19 protein-coding genes are annotated in these 23,133 nt (G+C 42.6%); 8 read left to right on the top strand and 11 right to left on the bottom strand.

The annotated features are described in order from the left end of the window. Positions 1-15: 15 nt before the first annotated feature. The 8 genes from wecC to queC all read right to left on the bottom strand — a co-directional run bounded on the left by wecC (position 16) and on the right by queC (position 9,793). Positions 16-1,275, bottom strand: coding sequence for a UDP-N-acetyl-D-mannosamine dehydrogenase (gene wecC / locus QV280_RS13745; RefSeq protein WP_152820465.1), 1,260 nt, complete (start codon positions 1,273-1,275; stop codon positions 16-18). 11 nt (positions 1,276-1,286) lie between these two features. Beyond that, positions 1,287-2,411 (bottom strand): non-hydrolyzing UDP-N-acetylglucosamine 2-epimerase, encoded by a 1,125-nt coding sequence (wecB, locus tag QV280_RS13740; RefSeq protein ID WP_152820463.1) that lies wholly within the window; start codon positions 2,409-2,411, stop codon positions 1,287-1,289. Positions 2,412-2,807: 396 nt separating this feature from the next. Then, positions 2,808-5,015 carry a polysaccharide biosynthesis tyrosine autokinase gene (locus tag QV280_RS13735; RefSeq protein ID WP_152820461.1) on the bottom strand — a complete coding sequence of 736 codons (2,208 nt, stop codon included), beginning with the start codon at positions 5,013-5,015 and terminating at the stop codon, positions 2,808-2,810. A 59-nt stretch (positions 5,016-5,074) separates the two neighbouring features. Further along, a complete protein-coding gene (locus QV280_RS13730; RefSeq protein ID WP_152820459.1) occupies positions 5,075-5,500 on the bottom strand; it encodes an arsenate reductase/protein-tyrosine-phosphatase family protein in 426 nt (141 codons plus the stop codon). A gap of 26 nt (positions 5,501-5,526) precedes the next feature. Further along, positions 5,527-6,804, bottom strand: coding sequence for a polysaccharide export protein (locus QV280_RS13725; protein WP_152820449.1), 1,278 nt, complete (start codon positions 6,802-6,804; stop codon positions 5,527-5,529). Positions 6,805-7,517: 713 nt separating this feature from the next. Next, a complete protein-coding gene (locus QV280_RS13720) occupies positions 7,518-8,504 on the bottom strand; it encodes a bile acid:sodium symporter family protein (protein ID WP_152820447.1) in 987 nt (328 codons plus the stop codon). 97 nt (positions 8,505-8,601) lie between these two features. Further along, on the bottom strand, positions 8,602-8,952 hold the full coding sequence (locus QV280_RS13715; RefSeq protein ID WP_023404441.1) for a helix-turn-helix domain-containing protein: 351 nt from the start codon (positions 8,950-8,952) through the stop codon (positions 8,602-8,604). A 148-nt stretch (positions 8,953-9,100) separates the two neighbouring features. Next, a complete protein-coding gene (gene queC / locus QV280_RS13710) occupies positions 9,101-9,793 on the bottom strand; it encodes a 7-cyano-7-deazaguanine synthase QueC (RefSeq protein ID WP_152820445.1) in 693 nt (230 codons plus the stop codon). A gap of 144 nt (positions 9,794-9,937) precedes the next feature. Between queC and QV280_RS13705 the strand changes: the two genes are divergently transcribed. Further along, positions 9,938-10,393, top strand: a complete 456-nt coding sequence (locus QV280_RS13705) for a methylglyoxal synthase (protein ID WP_023404443.1) — start codon at positions 9,938-9,940, stop codon at positions 10,391-10,393. Positions 10,394-10,507: 114 nt separating this feature from the next. Here QV280_RS13705 and QV280_RS13700 read toward each other — a convergent pair whose 3' ends face one another. Then, the gene (locus tag QV280_RS13700; protein ID WP_253912546.1) at positions 10,508-10,789 is read right to left on the bottom strand and encodes a hypothetical protein; all 282 of its coding nucleotides are present in this window, start codon (positions 10,787-10,789) and stop codon (positions 10,508-10,510) included. 38 nt (positions 10,790-10,827) lie between these two features. Continuing rightward, entirely contained in the window at positions 10,828-12,906 is a 2,079-nt protein-coding gene (gene helD / locus QV280_RS13695) for a DNA helicase IV (RefSeq protein ID WP_152820443.1), read from the bottom strand. A gap of 213 nt (positions 12,907-13,119) precedes the next feature. Between helD and yccS the strand changes: the two genes are divergently transcribed. From yccS to tenpIN, 6 genes are all read left to right on the top strand, one after another. Then, the gene (yccS, locus tag QV280_RS13690; protein WP_152820441.1) at positions 13,120-15,267 is read left to right on the top strand and encodes a YccS family putative transporter; all 2,148 of its coding nucleotides are present in this window, start codon (positions 13,120-13,122) and stop codon (positions 15,265-15,267) included. Between the two features lie 30 nt (positions 15,268-15,297). Then, a complete protein-coding gene (locus QV280_RS13685) occupies positions 15,298-16,002 on the top strand; it encodes a DUF2057 family protein (protein WP_152820439.1) in 705 nt (234 codons plus the stop codon). A gap of 164 nt (positions 16,003-16,166) precedes the next feature. After that, positions 16,167-17,714, top strand: a complete 1,548-nt coding sequence (glpD, locus tag QV280_RS13680; protein ID WP_023404448.1) for a glycerol-3-phosphate dehydrogenase — start codon at positions 16,167-16,169, stop codon at positions 17,712-17,714. A gap of 363 nt (positions 17,715-18,077) precedes the next feature. Further along, complete coding sequence (locus QV280_RS13675; protein ID WP_152820436.1) at positions 18,078-19,073, top strand: HlyD family secretion protein; 996 nt, start codon at positions 18,078-18,080, stop codon at positions 19,071-19,073. Positions 19,074-19,105: 32 nt separating this feature from the next. Continuing rightward, a complete protein-coding gene (locus tag QV280_RS13670) occupies positions 19,106-20,599 on the top strand; it encodes a DHA2 family efflux MFS transporter permease subunit (RefSeq protein WP_152820886.1) in 1,494 nt (497 codons plus the stop codon). Positions 20,600-20,857: 258 nt separating this feature from the next. Beyond that, positions 20,858-21,310: a type III toxin-antitoxin system TenpIN family toxin gene (tenpIN, locus tag QV280_RS13665; protein ID WP_152820434.1), complete on the top strand. Its 453-nt coding sequence runs from the start codon at positions 20,858-20,860 to the stop codon at positions 21,308-21,310. Positions 21,311-21,404: 94 nt separating this feature from the next. Here the strand turns inward: tenpIN and QV280_RS13660 are convergent, their stop codons facing one another. Then, complete coding sequence (locus QV280_RS13660) at positions 21,405-21,857, bottom strand: helix-turn-helix domain-containing protein (RefSeq protein WP_152820432.1); 453 nt, start codon at positions 21,855-21,857, stop codon at positions 21,405-21,407. Positions 21,858-22,302: 445 nt separating this feature from the next. Here QV280_RS13660 and QV280_RS13655 point away from each other — a divergent pair, with 445 nt between their 5' ends. Further along, entirely contained in the window at positions 22,303-23,130 is an 828-nt protein-coding gene (locus QV280_RS13655; protein ID WP_152820430.1) for an SDR family oxidoreductase, read from the top strand. Positions 23,131-23,133 lie beyond the last annotated feature (3 nt).

The following is a 23,133-nucleotide window of genomic DNA, read 5'->3' as shown; positions in this document are numbered from 1 at the left end:
AGAAGTGTCCTTAAACTACCAAATGCCCTTAGTATCAATTACGAAGGCATCATTTAATTTTATTTTTTTAAATTGTTTATGATCGACCAACATTACATGAATGTCAGTCCTAGTTAGAGATTCATCTAGAGATACTAACTCTATGTTATCTATTCCGATAGCATCGATGTTTGGTTCTATTGCAAGCACCTCACCACTATGCTCACTAGCTATGGCTTTCGCAATATCCAATGCAGGACTTTCACGCAAATCATCAATATCAGGTTTAAAAGCTAAACCGTAACAAGCTATGGTTACATCTTTTGCAGTTTTGGTTGGATTAACGTTTAAGAAATCCGCTATGGCAACTTTAACTTTCTCAATAACCCACTCTGGCTTAAAGTCATTCACTCGGCGCGCTGTATGGATTAGTTTCGCTTGTCCCGGAGTCTTAGAAACTATGAACCAAGGGTCAACTGCAATGCAATGTCCCCCGACCCCGGGACCTGGCTGGAGAATGTTTACTCGTGGATGACGATTTGCTAGCGAAATCAGTTCCCAGACATCAATATTTAACTCATCGCAGATAATAGACAGCTCATTAGCAAATGCAATTTGGACATCACGCGATGAATTTTCTGTCAACTTGGCCATCTCGGCCGTTCGAGCATTGGTAACAACACACTCACCCATGACAAAAGTTTTATATAACTCAACACTTCGTTCGGAGCAACGCTTACTTATACCGCCTATAACTCGATCATTTTGGACCAACTCGGTAACGACTTTACCTGGTAGTACGCGTTCAGGGCAGTGGGCAACATTTACATCGGCAAACTCACCTGCGTTATGAGGAAAACTCAAATCTTGTCGCGCATCTGCAAGCCATTCTGCCATTTGCTCGGTTGCACCAACAGGTGACGTCGACTCTAATATAACGAGATCACCTTTTTTCAATACAGGCGCTATCGCTTCAGAAGCCGATTTAATATAGGTTAAGTCAGGCTCTGGAACCTCCCCTTCTTTACAGGGTTTAAAAGGAGTTGGCACAGCAATAAGAAACGCGTCTGCTGATTCTGGAATTAGAGTTGCTTTTAGGTACCCTTGCTGTACGGCTGCACTTACAAGCATATCTAAATCAGGCTCGATGATATGAATCTCACCTCGATTTATCGTATCAACAGCATGTTGGTTAACATCTACACCAATCACTTTCTTTTTCCGAGAAGCAAACATAGCTGCAGTAGGCAAACCAATATAGCCTAACCCAATTACTGAAATTGTTTCAAAAGACATAATTTTCCTAATTATTTTGCTAATTCTTCTAGTATTCTTTTACAAGCTAAGCCGTCACCATATGGATTGTGTGCAAAACTCATTTGATCGTATGCATCGCTATCAACAAGTAATTTGGTTAACTCATTCGTAATAACATTTACATCAGTTCCGACCAATTTTACTGTGCCCGCTTCAACTGCTTCAGGCCTTTCCGTCGTTTCTCTCATAACAAGGACAGGTTTCCCCAAAGAAGGCGCTTCTTCTTGTATACCACCTGAATCGGTCAAAATGATGTTCGCTCGCGTCATTAGGTAAACAAATGGGAGGTACTGTTGAGGCTCAATCAATAAAATATTGTCAATATCACCCAAGGTACGATTTACAGGTTCTCTAACATTTGGATTCAGATGCATCGGATAAAGAATTTGAACGTCATCATGTTCTTTAGCCACTCTTGCCAGAGCTTCACAGATTCGTTCAAAGCCTGCACCAAAACTCTCCCTTCTGTGTCCTGTAACAAGTATTAGTTTTTTAGACGGATCCAAAAACTTAAATTCTTCGGCCAGCGTGGCATTCAAATCTGAATTGTTCTGAATTTTATCTTGAATCAGCAACAGTGCATCAATTACCGTATTGCCTGTAACTTGAATATAAGAAGGTTCAAAGTTTTCGCGAAGTAAATTTTGTTTCGAAGTTTCGGTCGGGGCAAAGTGGTAGCGAGTGAGAACACCGGTTAAACGTCGATTGGCTTCTTCTGGCCAAGGCGAGTAAATATCACCCGTACGGAGTCCTGCTTCTACATGGCCTACATCTATCTGCTCATAGTAAGCTGCAAGACTTGCGGCAAAAGTAGTCGCCGTATCACCATGAACGAGAACTACATCAGGCTTGAACTCTTGTAAAACAGGCTTCAGCTCTTGAATGATACGAGCGGTTACGTCGTTTAATGACTGACCTGCTTTCATCAGATTCAGGTCATAATCAGGTGTTATTTCGAATAGTTCTAAAACCTGATCAAGCATTTCTCGGTGCTGCGCAGTAACACAACATTTGGCTTCAAAACGCTCATCATTATTTAGAGCGTGAACTAAAGGCGCCATCTTTATTGCTTCAGGGCGAGTGCCAAAAACAGTTAATACTTTTTTCTTATTCATTTTGAATAGCCAACATTAGTAGTTGTTAATAATGGAATGATTTAATTTTGGTGAGTTTTTACTTGTCAATTTTGGTAGTACTGAGACACTTTTCGTTCATTTTGAGACAACCCTTCATGGGCTATCCCCTGTAAAGCCTAGGTTTTGCTAGTTTTGCAAAAAGTGCCCCAATAGGTCCCTCTAAATATCTGTAGTCGTATACATTTGAGGTTTTCAGTAGAATAATAACCAACTAGCCAGCTCAGTTATATTTCGTCTTCTTAAGAGATAGTTGCCACTAAGGTCCCAGAAAATTACCATCCCATTTCTGAGACGACATCTTATATAGAATCGAGCCTAACTACCTATACCTACAGGGATACACTGTTACTATTGCGAAGACTTAAATGGCTAATATTACGCGTCACTCTTGTACGCGTAGTTGTAGTACCCATACGTGTAGTAACTTGAAGCTGTTTTCTCTACAGCATTCAGAATAACGCCTTTAGTTTCAACACCTGCTTGTTCTAGGCGGTCAGTAGCTACTTCCAGTTCTTTAGTCGACGTAATACCGAACCTAGATACCATCAATGTTGTACCACTATGTCGACCAACAATTGCAGCTTCGGTTACAGCAAGTACCGGTGGCGTATCAATAAGAACGATATCGTAGTTGTCACTCGCCCATTCCACCAATTCCGTAAATCTTCTGTGCATTAGAAGCTCAGATGGATTTGGTGGTGTTTTACCTTTTGTAATAAGGTCAAGGTTATCTGCAATACTGTGATGAATCACATCTTCAATTTTATGCGTATTCGCTAGGCAGTCTGAAAGACCGTAGGTATGTTCTAAAGCAACGCTATATCCGATGTGGCCTTTTCGTAAATCAGCATCGATAATAAGTACCTTTTGACCACTGCTAGCGATAACAGCAGCGAAATTACTGGCAACAAAAGATTTACCAATGCCTGGTGAAGGACCAGTAATCATAATTACGTTGTTTTTTGCTTCCATCATTGCAAAGTGCAAACTGGTGCGCAAGGAGCGCAGGGCTTCGATTGATAGATCGGCTGGATTGACTAGTGATAATAAGGCTTGTTCGGCACTGCGTTTTTTGCCTGTTTTTCTAAGCTTGGTATAAGACTTATCAATTTTATCTTGCTGTTCCGATTTTGGAATGGTGGCATAAACCGACATACCGATTTCTTCAATTTGATCTGGGCTTTCTACGCCGCGGTGGAATGCTGCGCGAAGCAATACAAACGCTACGCTTAACATACCGCCAAGCAGAGTGGCTAATACTGCAATTAGTGGTTTCTTCGGTTTAACTGCTAAGCCGTTTGAAGCCGCCTTATCAAGAATGCGTACGTTACCTACAGTACTTGCTTTAACTATGGCAAGTTCTTGTGATTTATTAAGCAATTGAACGTAAATTTCTTGGTTTACTTGCACGTCACGAGTTAAACGCAGTACTTCACGTTGAGTTTTTGGAAGCTTTTTAATTTTGGCTTCAAGCTGATGTTTTTGTTTAAGTAATGTTTGACGTTTTTCTAGTACTGCAACATAGGCAGGGTGTTGTTTGGTAAAGCGTTGTGCTAGTTCACTTTCTTTGAATGTCAGTTCGTTAAGTTGTGATTCTAGTTCTACCATCACTTTTAACGTGGATTGCGCTTCTAAACCTAAATCTACAGATTCATTGTCTTGACGATATTTATTTAGCGCATCTTCATTGATGGTTAATTGTTGTTTAATTTCTGGCAGTTTAGTTTTTAAGAACTTGAGACTATTTTCAGCTTCAGCTGCGTTTCTGTCTACATTTTGTAGGAAGTAGTTAGTCGCAACATCGTTTAGTAGGTCAATATTTTGTTGAGAGTCTGGTCCTTCAAAACCAAAAGATAAAATACCGGATTGTTTACCACGTTCAGACACTGACAAATTAGACGCTAACCAATTGATAGCAGTGAGTTTAGAGCGTTGTGATAAGTTGAAAACCTGACCTTGTTTACCTGAAAGGTAAGAAACAAAGATAGAGAATGCAGCTTGATCGCCTGTTGCTGAGACTTGAGAAGATTTAGCTAACTCCCCCACTTTCCCTTTTAGAATCAGCTTTTCGTTAGCATCAACTAATGAGTACTCACCCGTTTGTACATTATCAAGGGTAAGTTTATAACCGTCTGTTTCTACATATTCAGGGATGTTAAATCGCTCTACTTTTATGTGCGCTTCTTTACCCAAACGCATGGCTAAGCCTTTGCCAATGACTGGTAAGTAATCAGGCGTCGCGACAGTAGTTAAGTTGAATTTATCCACTGTTTTGCTTAGAACCATGCGAGATTTAATAATCTCAATTTCTGTGGCAGCGTTAGACTCTTGAGCAAACATATCACTCAATCCTTCGCTCAGTGCTGGCATACCACTGTTTTTTTGTTCTACTTGAATTAGTGCATCTGCTTTATAAATTGGCGTCGCCAATAGTGCATAGGTCACACCTAATGCAGCAAAGATGAAAGTAGTAACAATGATGATCCACTTACCATCAAGCAACAGACCAAGCAATTTACCAAGATCGATTACGTCAGGTTGTGGAGTTTGTTGTGAACGATTTGCACGAGTGTTTTGGGTCATGAGAAATAGGTTCTAGCTCAGGTAAGTAGATTAGTAAATTTAGGTTTGAGTGGAGTGCCTTATAGGCGTTTTATCCACTCTTTTGCTGACTTATCAATTAAGCCATACACGTGTTCAAATGCTTCTAGGCTTTGCTTGTATGGATCAGGGATTTCTTTATTAATCCAATGTCCATACAGCATGGTTTTTCCGCGAGCGGCTGGGGCTAATTTAGTAATCGCATCAATATGACCTTTTTCCATTACTAGAATAAGGTCGTTATCTGCAATCATTTTAGTCGTTATTTGGCGCGCAACATGGTTAGTTAGGTCTAAATCGTTGTGTGCTGATACTGCGACAGAGTTTTCATCAGCAGGTTTATCAACTAATGCGCCCAACCCCGCAGAGGTGACGTTTTTTGCTGGCAATGCCTGCTTTAAAATCTCTTCACCAATCGGGCTACGGCAAATGTTGCCGATGCACACTACTAATATGTTGTTGAACATAAATGTAATCCTGTTGCGCTACGTTATTACCAATTATGAATTCTGACTGCTAACTCTGTTAGGTCATTCAAGCCACTAATGGTAGGCAAGATTTGGCTAACTACACGGTTGTATTGCACGATTGGCGCTGCCGTTACATACACCACATCATAGGGCTCAAGCTCAAATTCTGTGCCTGTAACTAATGCTGTTGCATCACTAATATCCAGTTGGTATACGTTTGCGACAATATGTTCAGGTCTTGGTTGTTTTCCTTGCTCAGTAAGCTGTTGATTTTTTGCTTCAAGGTCGCGCTTTTCTTCATCTGTTAACGATTGATCACGAACTTGCGCAAGATACGCTTCATGTGCTTTATCACGCTGGCCGCTACGGACTACGAATACGCCTGTTGCATTGGCCGCTAGCTCATTAATGCCACCGACTTCACTGAGAGCTTCAGTTAATGTCATACCTGAACGATCAATTTTAAGCAGTTTCGGATCTTTTACTTCGCCAAGCACAAATACCTTCTGCGCATCGTTACGAGGCACATGAATAATATCGCCTTTTCTTAGTAAACGGTTTTGGGTTAAATCGCCGTTTTGCATTAGATCATGCAAAGACAGTGTTTCTGATTTACCTTGACGCGTTAAGGTCACGTTGCGCCAATCTGCTTCGCCCGTTAGGCCACCCGCTTGATTAATGGCATCTAAAAACGTCAGTGGGATATTGGTAATTGGCTGATAACCTGGAGCGCCCACTTCGCCTGTTACATAGGCTTTTTGCGAACGAAATGCTGCGATATTGACTTCAATTTGCGGACTTTCGATATATTTAGCGAGACGCTTAGTAATGTCTTTTCGCACTTGTGAAGTGGTTTTACCTGCTACTTCTACAAAGCCAATATAAGGATAGAAGATGGTGCCATCGGCACGAACCCAGTGCCCTGCTTCTTCTGCGCTTCGGTATGAACCTGATGGGATGGTTAGTTCTGGATGATCCCAAACTGTGATATTTAGAATATCGCCACGGCCAATAATGTACTCATAATTAGCCGCTTCTGCATCTAGTACAGGGTTACTAAGAGAGTGCGCTTCCACAGCAGCAAACGACGCGTAACGATTCACAAAAGAGGGAGATAAAGGGTATACGTTAACGACGTTGACTGGAGTTTGTGCCAACTCTTGCTCAGACATTTTTGATTCGTCTGGCGTAGTGTTAATTACTTGCTTATTGTCTAAATCGACAGTTGAGCCCGGCATAGTACAGCCTGAGATGGCTAGCAATGTTGCCAAAGGCAAGACTGTTTTAAAGATTGGTTTCATAATTAATGGCTTACAGGCAAATAAGTCTATTTCGGGTTGCGATATAGTACAGGAAAAATGACAGTTTGGGTACGCTACCGCCCAGAGGATTATTCGAAATTCCACGATTCGGTAGTGTTATTAAATTGTTGTATCTTTGATTTGCTGGCTCTTGATTTTTACAGAACGATAGGTGACTGAGTCACGCCAATTAGTAATACAAGTTAAATGCATACAATAAGATTTATATCTTGTGTATGTATTACGCCACAAAAACTAACTTAAAGTATTGATCTGAGGCAACAACTATTTTGTATGCTTTGTAAATGACTTTTTACCCATGAAATAAATCAATAATAAAACTGAAATTTACTACTAATACAATAACTTAAGCGACATAAATATCATTAAGTCAGCTTTATTAGCCTTAGCACCATCACTGCATAATTATGCAAGAAATGATATTTAGTTCACGTGCCTCATTTTATAGAAAATGTGTTTCATAAAGATGACACAGCTATAAATTGTAATACTTTATAAAGGTCAGTGTACTCCCAAAGCACTAGTTTTTTCAACATAACCTACAAAGTTTAAAAAATTAATACATCGAATTAAATCGTAGATCACAAAACGAAATGTAATCTTCTGTCTACATGAGTATGCGCCCATATCACCTTGCTTCTTTCAACTCGATTTTTAATCCCAAAACCCACTTTTATATTTCAAAATGTAACCTACCGGTGCGCCATTCCTACCTTGGCATAACGGTTAGCCAATATCGCACAATAGAAAATTTGAATCGGGTGATACAGCATGATCGGCAGTAAAATCATGCCTAAGTTTGGATTATGCGCAAAAATCACTTTTGCCATCGGGATGCCTGCGGCTAGGGTCTTTTTCGAGCCGCAAAAAACGGCTGCCACTTCGTCTTGATGGGCAAAGCCGACTTTTCTTGCGCCCCATTGAATGGCGTGCACCATGACCACCAGCATTAGGAAGCAAATCACGATTGAAGCGATGAGCAATGGCAGTGAAAAGTCGCTCCATATGCCGTGTTCAATAGAATCACAGAATGCGCTGTAAACAATAGTAAGGATGACGTACTTATCTAGCTTGTTGACCACGCTTTTGTGTTTTTGTGTCCACTGTAACAACCAAGGGCGTAGCAGTTGGCCTAACACCATAGGCAATAGCAACATCTTAGAAATTGAGATGACGGAATCTAATAGGTTGAGGTCGGCCCCTTCCATTCCCATAAATGCTTGAATAAGCAGTGGCGTGATAAATACACCTAAGATACTGGATAACGAAGCGTTAAAAATAGCGCCCGGGAGATTGCCTTTGCCAATTGAGGTCATGGCAACTGAAGAAGAAATTGTGCTCGGGAGTACAAACAGATAACAGAAACCAAAAGCGAGCGCTGCGGGCATGTAGGCTAACATTCCTTTGCCGAACACAAGCCATAACAATGGATAGGCAACAAAGGTGGCGCACTGCACATAGATATGAAGTTTCCAGTTGGTTACACCATCGGAAATGGCTTTTGGCGATAAACCTAAGCCATGCAAAAAGAATACTAACGCGATGCCTAGAACAGTAATGGTATCAAGGTGCAGCACTCCGCCGCTTTTACCCCAATCAGGAGTCAATATGGCTAGCGCTATCGCCAGGACCATACCAATTAGAAACCACTCTTTCTTAAGCTTGCTTTGAAAATCCATCTTGCACTTCTCAAGTTGTCCATTTTATGAAAACGCACACGATGTTAACTAGTTTCGTTTTTTTTAGCTACAAAAAAAGTTAAAATTATTGATTACATTAAACGCCGACTCGATGTTCGTATTCCACCACCACTTGGTTACCATCGACATACACATTGCGAATGTCGCCATCAACGGACATTCTTGAACATAAGGTAATGACACTGTTTTCTACCGTCACATTCGCTCTTAATGACGGAATAGCGTAACTCGCATCCACCTTTAAATATTCGCAAAAGCGTGTCACAAACGGATAGGTCAGCGTTGCTCTGCCACGCAACAGTTGTCCAAACTCGGCCTGCGATACACCTAGTTTTCTTGAGATATCCATTTGCGTTAAACGCATTTTGGCTTTTTGTGACATCCAAGTGTCGTAAAGGGCGGTTCGGTCTTGTTCGGTAAATTCCATTGTGCTGTTCAGAGTCTATTTCAGTTGCCAATAGTGTCGCTTATGCACAAAGTTGATTGTCAAATCAGCGTTAGCGGAATGTAAGAGGAAGACAAGATGTGAAGGGAACCGGTTCTGGAATGACTATCCCAGAACCTTGCTTGAAGATTTAGGCTTTGGCTGTTTTCTGTTGATAGGCCGCCATCACTTGTTCAACGTTCTCTTGATAATCCGCCAACCCTTTTGCTCTAAGATCGCAGGCAGGGCAATCGCCACAACCTGAACCAACAATGCCGTTGTAACAGGTTAAGGTGTGATCTCGCACCATCTCAAGAGCGTTGTAGCTATCAGCCATTGCCCATGTTTCGGCTTTATTGAGCCACATAAGTGGAGTGTTGACCTGCAACGGGTAATCCATACCTTGCGCTAACGCCGAGTTCATGGTTTTGACAAACTCATCGCGGCAATCTGGGTAGCCAGAAAAGTCGGTTTCACATACACCAGTAATCAAGGTTTTTGCGCCTACTTGATAAGCGTAAATCCCCGCTAGGGTAAGAAAGAGAATATTTCGCCCAGGCACAAATGAGTTTGGCAGGCCATTCTCGGCCAATTCATGGGACACAGGAATATCATCACGAGTTAAAGAGCTGACCGCCAATTCATTAAGAAGCGTAACATCCATGACTTTGTGCGCGGTTACGCTCAATTGTTTTGCTAAGCTTTTAGCCACTTCAATTTCTTGACGGTGGCGCTGCCCGTAGTCATAAGTGATGGCATGTACTTCATCATATTGAGTTAAGGCTTGCACAAGGCATGTGGTTGAGTCTTGGCCTCCACTGAAAATAACGACGGCTTTATTCATGGTTTAGTCTTCCTGCTGATATTGAGTCGATCGCGCACAATCTAACAAATTTGTGTGATAAAACAAATTTATACTTCAAGTTCCCAAAGTCAATCCGACTAATGATAAACTCACTTAAAATAATAAACATTAGGTAAGTAAACCATGGAAAAAACGACCCGCACCATGAACAAGCAAAAGCACGTTGCGCTTGTTGCTCACGACCATTACAAGCAAGAGTTATTGCAGTGGACGATTGAAAATAAAGAAAAACTGGCCAAGCATTCTCTGTACGCCACTGGTACTACTGGTCACTTGCTAAGCCGTGAAACAGGCCTAGAAATTAAAAGTTTGATGAGCGGCCCTATGGGTGGCGACCAGCAATTAGGCTCTTTAATTGCTGAAGGCAAAATTGATGTGATGATCTTTTTTTGGGATCCACTGAATGCTGCGCCGCATGATCCAGATGTAAAAGCTCTACTGCGTATTGCCAGCGTATGGAATATCCCAGTAGCCACCAACCGCGCGACCGCTCGCTTCTTGTTTGATTCGCCTTTGATTGACGAAGAAGTCGAGATCAAAATCCCTGATTATCAAAGCTATTTAGAAAAACGCATGTAATCAACTATTTTTCAAAGCGTTATAAACTCAAAAACCTCGGAGATAACTCCATTACGGAAGCTATTTTCGAGGTTCTTTTTTGTAGGTTAGCTAATTACAGATAATCAGTGACAGTTACTCTACAAAGATATTGGCATCAATTTCTGTATCTTCTTCATAAGGCTCTGGCTGTGATTTCTTGCGCTTCCTGTCATTACTGGTGCCAGCACGGTTTTCTGCAATGTCGACGGTTAAATATTCGGAAAATGAGCCAATCACGAAGCTTTTAAATGCATACAACGAAGACAAATGCCCGCGATAGCCCAAGTAGCTTGCGCCAAGCACTATCGCCAATAGTAGTATCACTTTGAAGTTCATCTTTGCCGCCTTGCTACCTTGTTGTTGGTTTCCCTGCATACAGTGTAGTCATTCACGGCAATCATTTTAAAAAATGGTTACTTTTTCTTCACCGCATAATTGCCTTCTAACAATTCGGTGGCAAAGACGGATGGCTGCAAGTCGTAGCTAACAATCACTTCTTGTTTAGCGCGAGTTAATGCTACATAAAAGAGGCGTCTTTCTTCGGCGAACGGGAAGCTATCGCTGTTTGATTTCAATGCCACATCCAAATGCGGGGCTCGCTCTTTTTGCGGGAAGTTATTTTCATTCACCCCCATCAATAGCACGATATCGGCTTCTTTGCCTTTACTGGCATGACATGTCATGAAGGTCAGTTGCAAATTTTCGTAGTGGCTCTGCCATTGTTCAAATAGCGCCGGTTTATCTTTATGAGTACGCCCTAACACCAATACCGACAACGGTTTGTGGGTGTTGTTGATGCGTTGCAGAGTTTTCTCAAGCTTAGCTTCGGCAATCACCGATACCGCTTTTTGTTTCTGCTGTTTGTGCGCGGTTAACGTTTTTGTCAGTTGCTGAGGGTTTTGCACGATAAACTCACCCGCCACATCGGCAATCTGTGAGTTAAAGCGATACGTGGTATCTAAATAATGCGTCGTAGCATGTGGGAAACGCTCACTAAAGCGAGTGGTTAAATCAACATCAGAGCCGGCAAATTGGTAAATCGACTGCCAATCATCGCCAACGGCAAACAAAGAGCGGCGCCCCTCTTCACATGGCTGATTCACTATAGCTTCAACTAACGCCAAGCGTGCCGGAGAAATATCTTGGTATTCGTCGACCATCAAATAACGCCACGGCGCTTTGAAACGTTTTTTGCTCACATAGCTAGTGGCTTTTTCAATCATAGAGTGAAAATCAAGCTCACCTTGGTCTTTCAAGTATTGCTTCCATGCTTGATAACACGGCCACACTAGTTGTAACTCGCTGTTAAGGCGCGAATATTCAGGGTGCTCCACCAACTGTTGTTGGATGGTTTTCTTGGTCACACTCATGGCGCACAGCTGATCTACTTGTTGATCAAGCCACGAGATTAATTTGGGGTTTTCAAACTGGCTGTTTAACTCAACATCGCCTTTTAAGAACGCAATAGGCCACAAGGATAAGTGTTTTTTCCAGCGATTAAAGTTGGTGCTATTGGTCCAGTGCTCTTTAAGCCACATGGCGCACCACTGCTGTTTTTGATTGGCTTCATACGCCAAAGAGGTCACTTTAGCGGGCTGACCTTCAACTTGCTCAATGATCTGCAAGGCCATTTTATGGAAGGTACTGACGTTAACCTTTTGCGAGGTCACACCAATTTTATCGGATAAACGCTCAGCAATTTCAGTGGCCGCATCTTTACCAAAGGCCAGTAAGGCAATTTCTTCGGCTTGCGCTTGATGGCTTTGCAGTAAGTACGCCACTCTTGCCATTAATACGCTTGTTTTACCAGTACCTGCGCCGGCTAACACCAAGTTGTGGTCGTTATTTAACAGCACAGAGATTTGTTGCGATTCATTCAGTGGCGAATTCTCAATTTGATTGAACAGCACTTGCCAGTTTTTCACTTCGTTGACTAGCCAATGCTGATTACGCTCTTTTACCGCGTCGCCATCCGGAGCTAGCCATGCATTGATCTCTTGCATGCCATCGGCCATACGCTGGGTTGCGTCAGTAAGGCTAATGTCCATTTCCACTAAATCGTTACGCACCATCTCTTGCCATGCTAACCATTGCGAGTTGGCTAAATAAGCAGGCTGTTTTAATAGCAGTTGCAGTTTTTGATGCCACTTAGGCAAATAAAGATTAAGTTGACGGCATTGCAGGCGGTGCCATTTCTCGTAGTATTGCACTGCGGTGCGACCAAATGCTTTGGCTTTGCCCCAAGGCAGTCCTTGAATTTGCCAAGCACTTTGCCAGGTTTCACCATCGGCATCCTCTTGTTGATGGCCAAAGAAGGTAATGCTTCCCCATACCACGCCGCGTTCAATTGCGGTTTTACCGCTCCATTCAGAAAAAGGGATAGATGTTTGATTCTCTGGAGAGGTCAGAATTAACTGATCTTTTTCGAGCTTGATATCAAAGTATTCATCTTGTAGAAAAAACTGAGCTGATGGGGTTGCTTGCAACTGCATGTGAACTTTCTTGTCCTTGAGAATGGATTGAACCGCTCCAGTTTACTATGTTTCTGCGATACTTATCCAGAGAGATACTGGATTGCAAACTAGGTTCTATTATCTTGCCTGTTAGTATAGGCACTAGAACTTGCTACATAGAAGCCACTTTGTCGGGTGCAAAATTGCTAAAGCCTGTGTAAAGTACGCCTATATAACAAAAGGTTAGCCTGAATGTCAGCAAATACGCTACTCACTTTTCGCCAAATATGGGCGAGTAAAACCATCAATTACAGCCTACTGATTTTAGTCACCATGTTAGGTGTGGTAGTGCCTTGTTGGTATATGGAACAATATACGGCGATTACGCCCTTGGTGTTAGGGGTAATTGCCGCCGCATTGGCCGAGACCGATGATAACTTTTGGGGCCGATTTAAAGCCTTAATGCTGACCTTTATCTGTTTTGCCATTGCCAGTTTGTCTATCGAAATTCTCTACCCCTACCCGTTATTTTTTGGCATTGGGCTATTTTTCTCAACCTTTGCTTTTATTATGCTCGGCGCAATTGGCACTCGTTACGCTAGCATCGCGTTCGGCTCTTTGTTAATTGCGATTTATACTATGCTCGGTGCAAGCGAAAGCAGCAGTATTTTTACCCAACCGATCATGTTGTTAACGGGCGCGGCTTGGTATTACTTCTTATCATTGCTCTGGCAAAGCTTTTGGCCCATGCAACCGGTGCAACTGAGCTTAGCGCAAACTTTTCAGCAACTTTCATTTTATTTAAACGCTAAGAGCAGTCGTTTCCACCCTTCTATTGGCAATCATTCACAGCCCATGCGTCTTGAAGAAGCACGCTTAAACGCCAACATTGTTGAAGCGTTAGAACTGTGCCGCCATACCTTTATAAAACGTTCCAAAAAAGGGCATGTGAACGGCCCAAATGATCGTTTTTTACGCATCTACTTTTTGGCGCAAGATATTCATGAACGCTTAAGCTCTAGCCATTATCGTTACCATGATTTTGCCGCACACTTTGAACGCTCAGATGTGTTGTTTCGTTTTAAGCATTTGTTGCAAACCTATGCTCAAGAATGCCAACAAATAGCCGAAGCTACACGCTTAAATCAGCCTTATGTGCGCAGTGAAAACTCGGTCTTTGCCTTAGATGAATTGCAAGGGGCGATGACTCACCTTAAACAGCAAAATAATCCCGATTGGCAACAGCCATTAAGACAATTGCAATATTTATTTGATAACTTATGCACCGTTGATCGCCTGCTGAACAACATCAATAACCCTAATGCACAGCCCAATGACAATGTGCTAGAAGATAAAACCGCTTATACCGCCAAACAAATGTGGCAGCGTATTCGCGATAATATCTCACCTTCGTCGATATTGTTTCGGCATGCGGCGCGTATGTCCATTGCCTTAACTTTGGGCTACGCCATTATTGAACTGTTTTCTATTGATCACGGCTTTTGGATTTTGCTAACCACTTTGTTTGTTTGTCAGCCCAATTTTAGCTCCACCAAACAAAAGCTATTTCACCGCATCAGTGGCACCTTTGCTGGGTTAATTATTGGCGTCATCATGCTGACCTTTATCCCAGACGTGCAAGGGCAGTTATTTGTCATTGTGTTATCCAGCGTGCTGTTTTTCGCGTTCCGCTTACAAAATTACGCCTACGCAACTGCGGTTATTACGGTACTGGTACTGTTTTTATTCTCGCAACTGGGGGCAGGTTATGCGGTTATTCTGCCGCGCTTAGTGGATACCTTAATTGGCAGTGTTCTCGCCGTTGGCGCAGTGTATTTTATTATGCCGGATTGGCAAGCGAAGAAGATCCCATCGCTAATGGCTAATTCCATTGCCGCCAATGACCGCTATTTGGGGCAGATTATTGCCCAGTATCGGGTAGGTAAAACCGATGATCTGACTTATCGCATTGCAAGGCGCGCCGCTCACAGTCACGATGCAAACCTTGGCGCCGCTATCAGTAATATGTTGGCAGAGCCGGGAAAACATCGCTATGCGGTTGATGAGAGCTTTCGTTTTTTAACCCTTAGTCATGCACTGCTGAGCTATGTGTCCGCCCTTGGCGCACACCGCACTTTAATTAACGATGCCGTTACCCATAAATTGGTGATTGATGCATATCAGGAAATTCATGTTAAGCTCGACGCTATTGATAAGGCGCTCAGGGATGAAGCATTTGACCCTCAAGTGTTCGATACCAATCATATTCAACACAAATTGTCACAATGGCGTGAGAGCGACGGCACATCTGCACAGATGATCTTGCAACAATTGCATTTGATCCACAGAATGTTGCCAGAGATAAAAACTCTCAGCCAAACATTTTCAAAATCCAAATAGGTTTGATACCTAAAACTATAGAGAAGCTCTATGTACAAGAAAATTTTGCTAACTGGACTAGCACTGTCATTTACGGCACCTGTGCTAGCCGACGTTAAAATCGACCTACCAGAACACGTAGATTTACTGCTTGTAAATGGCGCAGAACCGAATGTGGATGGTGGCTTTTTCTCATCAAACTCAACCGTTACTTTGCCAGACGGCGAAAACCAAATTGTGTTTCGTTACGAGCCAACCTTTAAACAAGGTCAAGACTTTGAAAAAATGAGCTCTGATGTGATCGTGGCAAAATTTACCGCTGACAACCAAGAGCTGACTTTCCAATTCCCGAAATACCGCAACATTCGTGAAGCACAAAAATTTGATAAAAACCCTGACTGGGCATTAATTGATGAGTCTGGCGATAAAGTGGCGTTTGCTCAAGATAAGCTGATTCACCATGGCGTGCAGTTTGGTCGTGATTTTGCCACTGAAGTCATGAAGTTCAATACCACCGACAGCGCAGCCGCCATTGCCACTAGCAACAGCCTAGCGTATGCCGCAGTTACCGCAGCGCAAGCTTCAGGTACAGAAGTTGCAGTAGTACCTGTGGCGAGCAAAACTGACAACGCAACCGCGAGCACGGCAAACGCAGTATCAGCGACCACTGAAGAAGAAATGCTGATGTTTTGGTACAACAAAGCGGATGACGCCACTAAAGCGCGCTTTAAAGCATACGTAAATAGCCAAAAATAGAGACCACTCTCGCACTTCAAGGTGAAATTTAGCTAAACCGTTAAATTTCACCTTATCCCTCTACCTTCATCTTATTGAAATATCTTAATATTACCCTAACAAATACGCCAAATTATTGGTTTTGTATTTTTGATAAGTTAATGATCTTATAGGGTAAATTGAGAATGGACTCAATAAAAACAGTTGTAGATAAACACACTCACCAAGCCTCCCCCATTTTAGACCTTATTGTTGTGGGAGGTGGCATCAACGGCGTGGGTATTGCCACAGATGCCGTTAGCCGAGGTTTGTCTACTGCCCTATTTGAAGCCAAAGATTTTGCCAGTGCTACGTCATCGGCCAGCTCTAAACTTATTCACGGCGGTTTGCGCTATCTTGAGCATTATGAGTTCCGCTTGGTCTCTGAAGCTCTTGCTGAACGTGAAGTAATCCTTAAAAAAGCGCCACACATTGCCAAACCGATGCGCTTTCGTCTGCCCCATCGCCCTTACTTACGCCCTGCTTGGATGATACGTGCGGGCATGTATCTTTATGACTATCTTGGCAAACGAAACTCTCTACCTGCATCGCGTAAAATCTCCTTTGCTAATGAAGATGTCTTGCACAACGACTTTAGCGTCGGCTTTGAATACTCTGATTGCTGGGTGGATGATGCACGACTGGTGCTGTTAAATGCGATGCAAGCACAGCAAAATGGCGCTGAAATTAACAACTACTGCACCGCCGTCTCTGCCTCACAACAAGATGGCATTTGGACAGTGCAATTATTGGATCATAGAACGGGACAAACCTTTACACGCCACAGCCGAGCGTTAGTCAATGCTACTGGACCTTGGGTGAAAAGCTTCATCACTGAAAGTTTGCACAGTGAATCGCCAATGGGGATTCGTTTAATCAAAGGCTCGCACATCATAGTGCCTAAAATCTACCCGCAAGATCACGCTTATATCTTACAAAACCAAGACGGACGCATTGTATTTACCATTCCTTATTTGGATAAATACACTTTGATTGGCACTACCGATGAAGAATATAAAGGCAACCCGCGCCACGTTGCCATTAACAATGGCGAAATAGACTATTTATTAAATGTGGTGCGCGAGCACTTTATCAATGCCCCAAACAAGCAAGATATTTTAGCCACCTTTAGCGGCGTGAGGCCCTTGTGTGATGACGAATCGGACTCGCCACAAGCCATCACCCGTGATTACACTTTGACTGTGCAACATGCCTCTCTCGATAACAGTCAAAGCAATGCGCCGTTTAGCGCGCCACTATTGTCGGTATTTGGAGGCAAGCTCACCACCTATCGAAAACTCGCCAATGCCGCATTCGAGAAGCTAGCGCCATTCTTCCCAGAAATGACCAACAGCACTACCAAAGCTAGCTTACTGCCCGGCGCAGAAGACTTTGATCATCAAACACTTTTGACGCAATTACAGCAAAAATGGCCAAATGCTCAGCAAAGCATGCTAAAGCGTTGGATAAGCAGTTATGGCTCACGAGCACTTATGATTGGTGCGCAAACCCCTGAACTTGGACAGCGCTTTGCTAAGCAGTTATTTGCAGCTGAAGTTGACTACTTAATAGTACATGAGTTTGCCTTAAATAGTGATGACATCCTCTATCGACGCACTAAGCTGTATCTAGAAATGAGCGCTGATGAAATCAAAGCACTGGAACGTTATCTGCAAAATGAACACTATAACTAGCAACAGGTAATTGCTCCTCAACTTGATCTTATTGCAACGCTTGCAATACTTCCCTTTCCCCACTGAATGCTCAAACGCATGCCCTTTTATACCCTAAAAGGGCTATTTACAAGATAGACTTTCTATGTGCAATAAATAGAAATATCTATATGCATCAAGCACTAAGCATTGATTAGCATAGCTATTTACCAGTAGTTAGGCTGTTCACTGATCACGCTTATAGTCAAGAAAATGCCCCTTTAATTTTCCGTACAGAAATTAAAAGTAAGTGTGCACTTTTTCGCATATGAAACCTTAAAAATAGAGCTTATAGTCTAGCCCCTTAAATTCTCATCGATATAAACGTTATTCAACTGGATGGTCATGAAGAAATATATTAAAGGTTATATTACCGCTATCATTTTGCTTGCCGTTGCAGGTGGACTGGCATATTACTGGCATTACAGCGATCTTCACCCTTCCACAGAAAATGCCTACGTTCACGGTAAAACCGTCTCTGTTGCTCCCCTTGTACAAGGTCGCATCACTAAAATTTCAGTGGATGACTTCCAGTTTGTGCATATGGGCGATCATTTAATTTCTGTCGATTCACAGCCTTATCAAATTGCCGTAAAAGAAGCGCAAGCAACTTATCAAGCGGCGCTGCAGCAAAACAAATCTCAAGAATCTGGCGTTAATGCCGCTATTGCTCAACTTAACGAAGCAAAAGCGAACCTATTGAACGCACAAAAAACCTATAAACGAACTCAAGTGTTGGTTAAAAAGCATCTAGTGCCAATTCAGCAAGCCGATACTGACCGCACTAAACTTGCCGATGCTCAAGCTCGTTTGCATGCCGCGCAAGCTTCATTACAACAAGCTATTGATACTCAAGGTGGTAAAGGCGAGGCGTCTGCCGCTGTACAACAAGCTGCTGCGCATCTAGCAAAAGCGGAACTTGACTTAAGCTACACCGAAATTAGCGCACCTTTTGATGGCTATGTGGGTGATGTGAAAACACACCTAGGGACATTTGTCTCAACGGGACAGCCACTATTTCCTATCGTGAAGCAATACAGCCAGTGGATTCAAGCCAACTTTAAAGAATCACAAATGCCCCGTCTTGCTGAAGGCCAATTAGTTGAAATCACGGTCGATATGTACCCTGATGAAGTTTGGCACGGCAAGCTAGTAAAAATCTCACCAGCAAGTGGCAGCAGTTTTTCTTTACTTCCTCCAGAAAATGCCACTGGCAACTGGGTGAAAATCGGTCAGCGTTTCCCTGTGAAAATTGAAATTACCGACGATTTAACCAACAAACCTATTTTAAGAATCGGCTCTAGTACCCAAGTCACCGTGGATACGACGGCTGGAGAATAGTCGTGGAAAACATCACGCCTTTTAAACGCACTATGATTGTGATTGCGGTAATGACCTCCGCAATCATGGTGCTGCTGGACATGACGATTGCCAACGTTGCCTTGCCACAGATGCAAGGCGCACTTGGCGCAACCTCCGATACCATCACTTGGGTATTAACCGCCTATACCATGGCAGAAGCCATTTTCATCCCTCTGACGAGCTACTTTTCCAGCAAACTGGGCGAGCGACGTCTGCTTATTGTGGCAGTATCGGGCTTTATGGTGTCGTCCATTTTATGTGGTCAGGCACAATCCATTGAAGCTATGGTGCTGTTTCGTATTATTCAGGGTATGTTTGGCGCGGTGGTTATTCCATTGTCACAATCACTGCTGATTGCGGTTTTTCCAAGCCATGAGCGCGGCAAAGCCATGTCGATCTTTAGTATTGGTATCTTGCTTGGCCCTATCTTAGGCCCAACACTAGGCGGTTTGATTACGCAAAATATGAACTGGCGCTGGGTGTTTTATGTCAACGTCCCAGTGGGTCTGTTTTGTTTAACCATGATCTACCTGTTTGTGAAAACTTCCAACAAACGTGAAGCGGTCATTGACTGGCCTACTATGATTTCAATGGCGGTCGGTATCGGCATGCTACAAATGGTATTAGACCAAGGCAACCAACTGGATTGGTTTGAATCACGCACTATTCAAGCCAGCATTATCATTGCCTTTGTGGGGATTGCCTACTTTGTGCGTCGCAGTTTTAAAACCCGTAGCCCAGTTGCGCCCATTTGGATGCTAAGCAATCGAAATTTAGCCTTAGGCTCATTGATGATGGCCATCTTTGCCAGCGCCCTATTTGGCCTCACCGCACAACTGCCGATGATGCTAGAAGGCGTACTTAACTACCCAGTAGACACTACCGGCTTGTTGATGGCACCGCGCGGCATTGCGGCGGCAATTACCTTGATTGCTACGGCTAAGTTTATGAACAACGGTCGTTTAAAATGGATGGTCGCCTCTGGCGCTATCTTATGTGGTATTGCCGGGCTAATCATGTCGGCATACTCAGAAAACATCGACTTTTACTGGCTGATTTTACCGGCATTGATTCAAGGTTGTGGCATGGGACTAGTGTTCTCTAGCCTATCGTCGATTGCTTATACCACTTTGAAACCCGATCAAGGCGTGGCAGGAGCGAGTATTTTCAACCTATTTAGAACCATAGGTAGCTCGTTTGGTATTTCGATTGCCACTACCTATCAGTTTAGAAGCTCACAAGAAGAATGGAACTCACTGGGTCAAGCGATTAACCCCTATAACCCCAACCTACAACAGTGGTTGGCAGAAACGGGACAAAAAATCACAGATCCAATGACACAAACCATCTTGCAAGAACAAGTGCACAAACAAGCAGAGATCATCGCCTTTGTGCATACTTTTACCTTTATCACGGCAATGTTTGTGTTGATCATACCTTTGCTGTTCTTGCTTAAGATTCCTAAGCAAGCTATTGGTAAAGCAGGTGGTGCGCCAGCGCACTAAGGGTTTTATCTATTATCTTGCTTGCTATTTAACAAGTTCTTCATCTCATTGCTTAAATAGTCTTGTAAGTCATGTTAAAACGAACTAATATTGAGTTGTAGATATAAGGCGGTAGAGGCATCCCCTTGTAAAATAGTATCAACCTCAACGGATGAGTGGCGGTAGAGGCATCCCCACATAAAATAGTATCAACCTCAATTGATTAATCTACATAAAAAAGCCCCTTCATTGGGGCTTTTTTGTATGTAAAGGAAAAAGATGGATATAAGAACATTAAAACCAGACTCTTATGACAAACTATCTAAAGATAGGCCTCAAGTGCTAGAAAAAAACCGTGGCTATGGAATTGTATCAATTACTATCGATACCCTTACCTATGCGATACCTCTACGCAGCAATATGAACCATAGCAATGGATTCAAAACTATTTCCATGAAACGTGGAAATAAACTGATCTGGAATGGCCTTGATTACTCTAAGGCACTAGTTGTTAAACAAGATGATATTGAAAAAACCGCTTTCAAACTCAGAGAGCAGAAAGAATTTAATAAAATTCAATTAAATAAAGAGAAGATTCAAACTGAATTTGAAAAATATGTATCTGCTTATCTTGAGTGCGTCAAGAAAGGTACTAGTACTAAAGATAAACGATTTATTTTCAGTACATTACAATACTTTCATTCAGAACTAGGGATTGAGCTAGGAAAATAGTACCTTTTTCATTGTCTGATGTATTTTATTTCTAAGCGCTAAATTTGGACGATGGATATAACGCATGCGTCCAAAATTACCGTGTACGAAGTCATTAATATCCCATATCCATTTTTTGATCTAGTTCGGATAATTCTGCAAGACTCGTGAGTCTGTTTTCTTCTAAACGGTTTTTATATTCCATAAGATCGGCGTACGCGACCTTTCTACGATTGCCCGTGCGACTAAACGGAATTTCTTTTGCATCAAGAAGCTTAATAAATGTAGGTCTAGACATATTTAGCATATCCGCACCTTCTTGTGTTGTAAGTTCTGCATGAATAGGAGTAATGCTGACAGAGTTCCCTTGCCCTAATTGAGTAAGCACTTCTATCATCATGTTTAACGCACTTGATGGAATAGTGACTTCATGAGTCTTACCTGACTTGTCGACCACATTAATTCTTTGAGCCTCACCATTCGCTTCTATAACGGCAGACAACTCTTGACTACCAAGCTTAGCCAGTGCAATTTCTTCAGCGCTTGGCAATTTTGTAGCAGTATTCATCCTATTTCTCTCTAGTCTTTGATTTCAAACTATACAAATCTGTATATGACAATAGTATCGGAAACAATCAACTGAAAGTCAATATTCGAAATATTCGAAAAACGAAGCACCGCATTATTTGAGTTTTTAGGAGTAGCGTAGGAAAACACCTCTGAACAAAGCACAATTTTCCTACAAATTAATTACTAGGGTGGATATCACTCACACCCGCCCCACTTCTTTCTAGACTCTGCTACCATAGCCACAATAATACCAATCACACTAAGTAAGTGATCAGAGCTAGCGCAGGAAAAATGCTCGAGAACAAGGCAGAATTTTTTGATTAGTAGTTATTCTACAATCAAAAATTCTAACGCCGTTATCGAGCATTTTAACAAGCTAGAATGACCAGTTATTTAGTACGATTGGTATAAGTATCTGATTACTAAAATCATTAAAGGTCTCCATGAAAGAATCCATCTTAATCACAGGTTGCAGTAGTGGCATTGGCTATCATTGTGCGGTGCAGTTGCATCAGACGGGTTATAAGGTCATTGCCAGTTGTCGCAATCTGGCAGATGTGGCGCGCTTGCAAGGGCAAGGGCTGCACTGTGTACAACTGGATGTGACTGACAGTGCTTCCATTCATCAGGCTATTGCTCAGGCGCTAACCTTATGTGATGGCAAAATTGATGTGCTGTTTAATAATGCCGCTTATGGTCAATGTGGCGCGCTGGAGGATCTGCCGACTCAGGCACTGCGTGCGCAATTAGAAACCAATTTGTTTGGCTGGCATGAGCTGACCAAGGCGATTATTCCGCTGATGCTGGCGCAAGGCGGTGGCAAAATTATTCAAAACAGTTCAGTGCTCGGCTTAGTGGCAATGAAATATCGCGGCGCTTATAACACCAGCAAATTTGCTTTGGAAGGTTATACCGATACTCTGCGTTTAGAGTTGATGGATACGCCTATTTCGGTGAGCTTGATAGAGCCTGGGCCAATTGTCAGTAAATTTCGAGAAAATGCGTTGCATGCTTTTGAAAATACTATTGATATTGCCCACTCTCGCCATCAGAAAAACTATCAAAATACCATTGATAGATTAGGCAAAGCATCGCCTAGCAATCGCTTTACTCTGCCGCCAGAGGCGGTGCTTAAACCGGTACAAAAAATACTAAGCAGTGCTAAGCCAAAGGCGCGCTATTACGTCACTCAGCCTACCTATATATTTGGTTTTTTGCGCCGTGTTTTACCCACTGCATGGCTTGATAAGCTATTGGTGAAAAGCGACTGATTA

Source organism: Vibrio sp. B1Z05, assembly GCF_052955985.1.
This window is presented reverse-complemented; position numbering and strand designations above follow the sequence as displayed.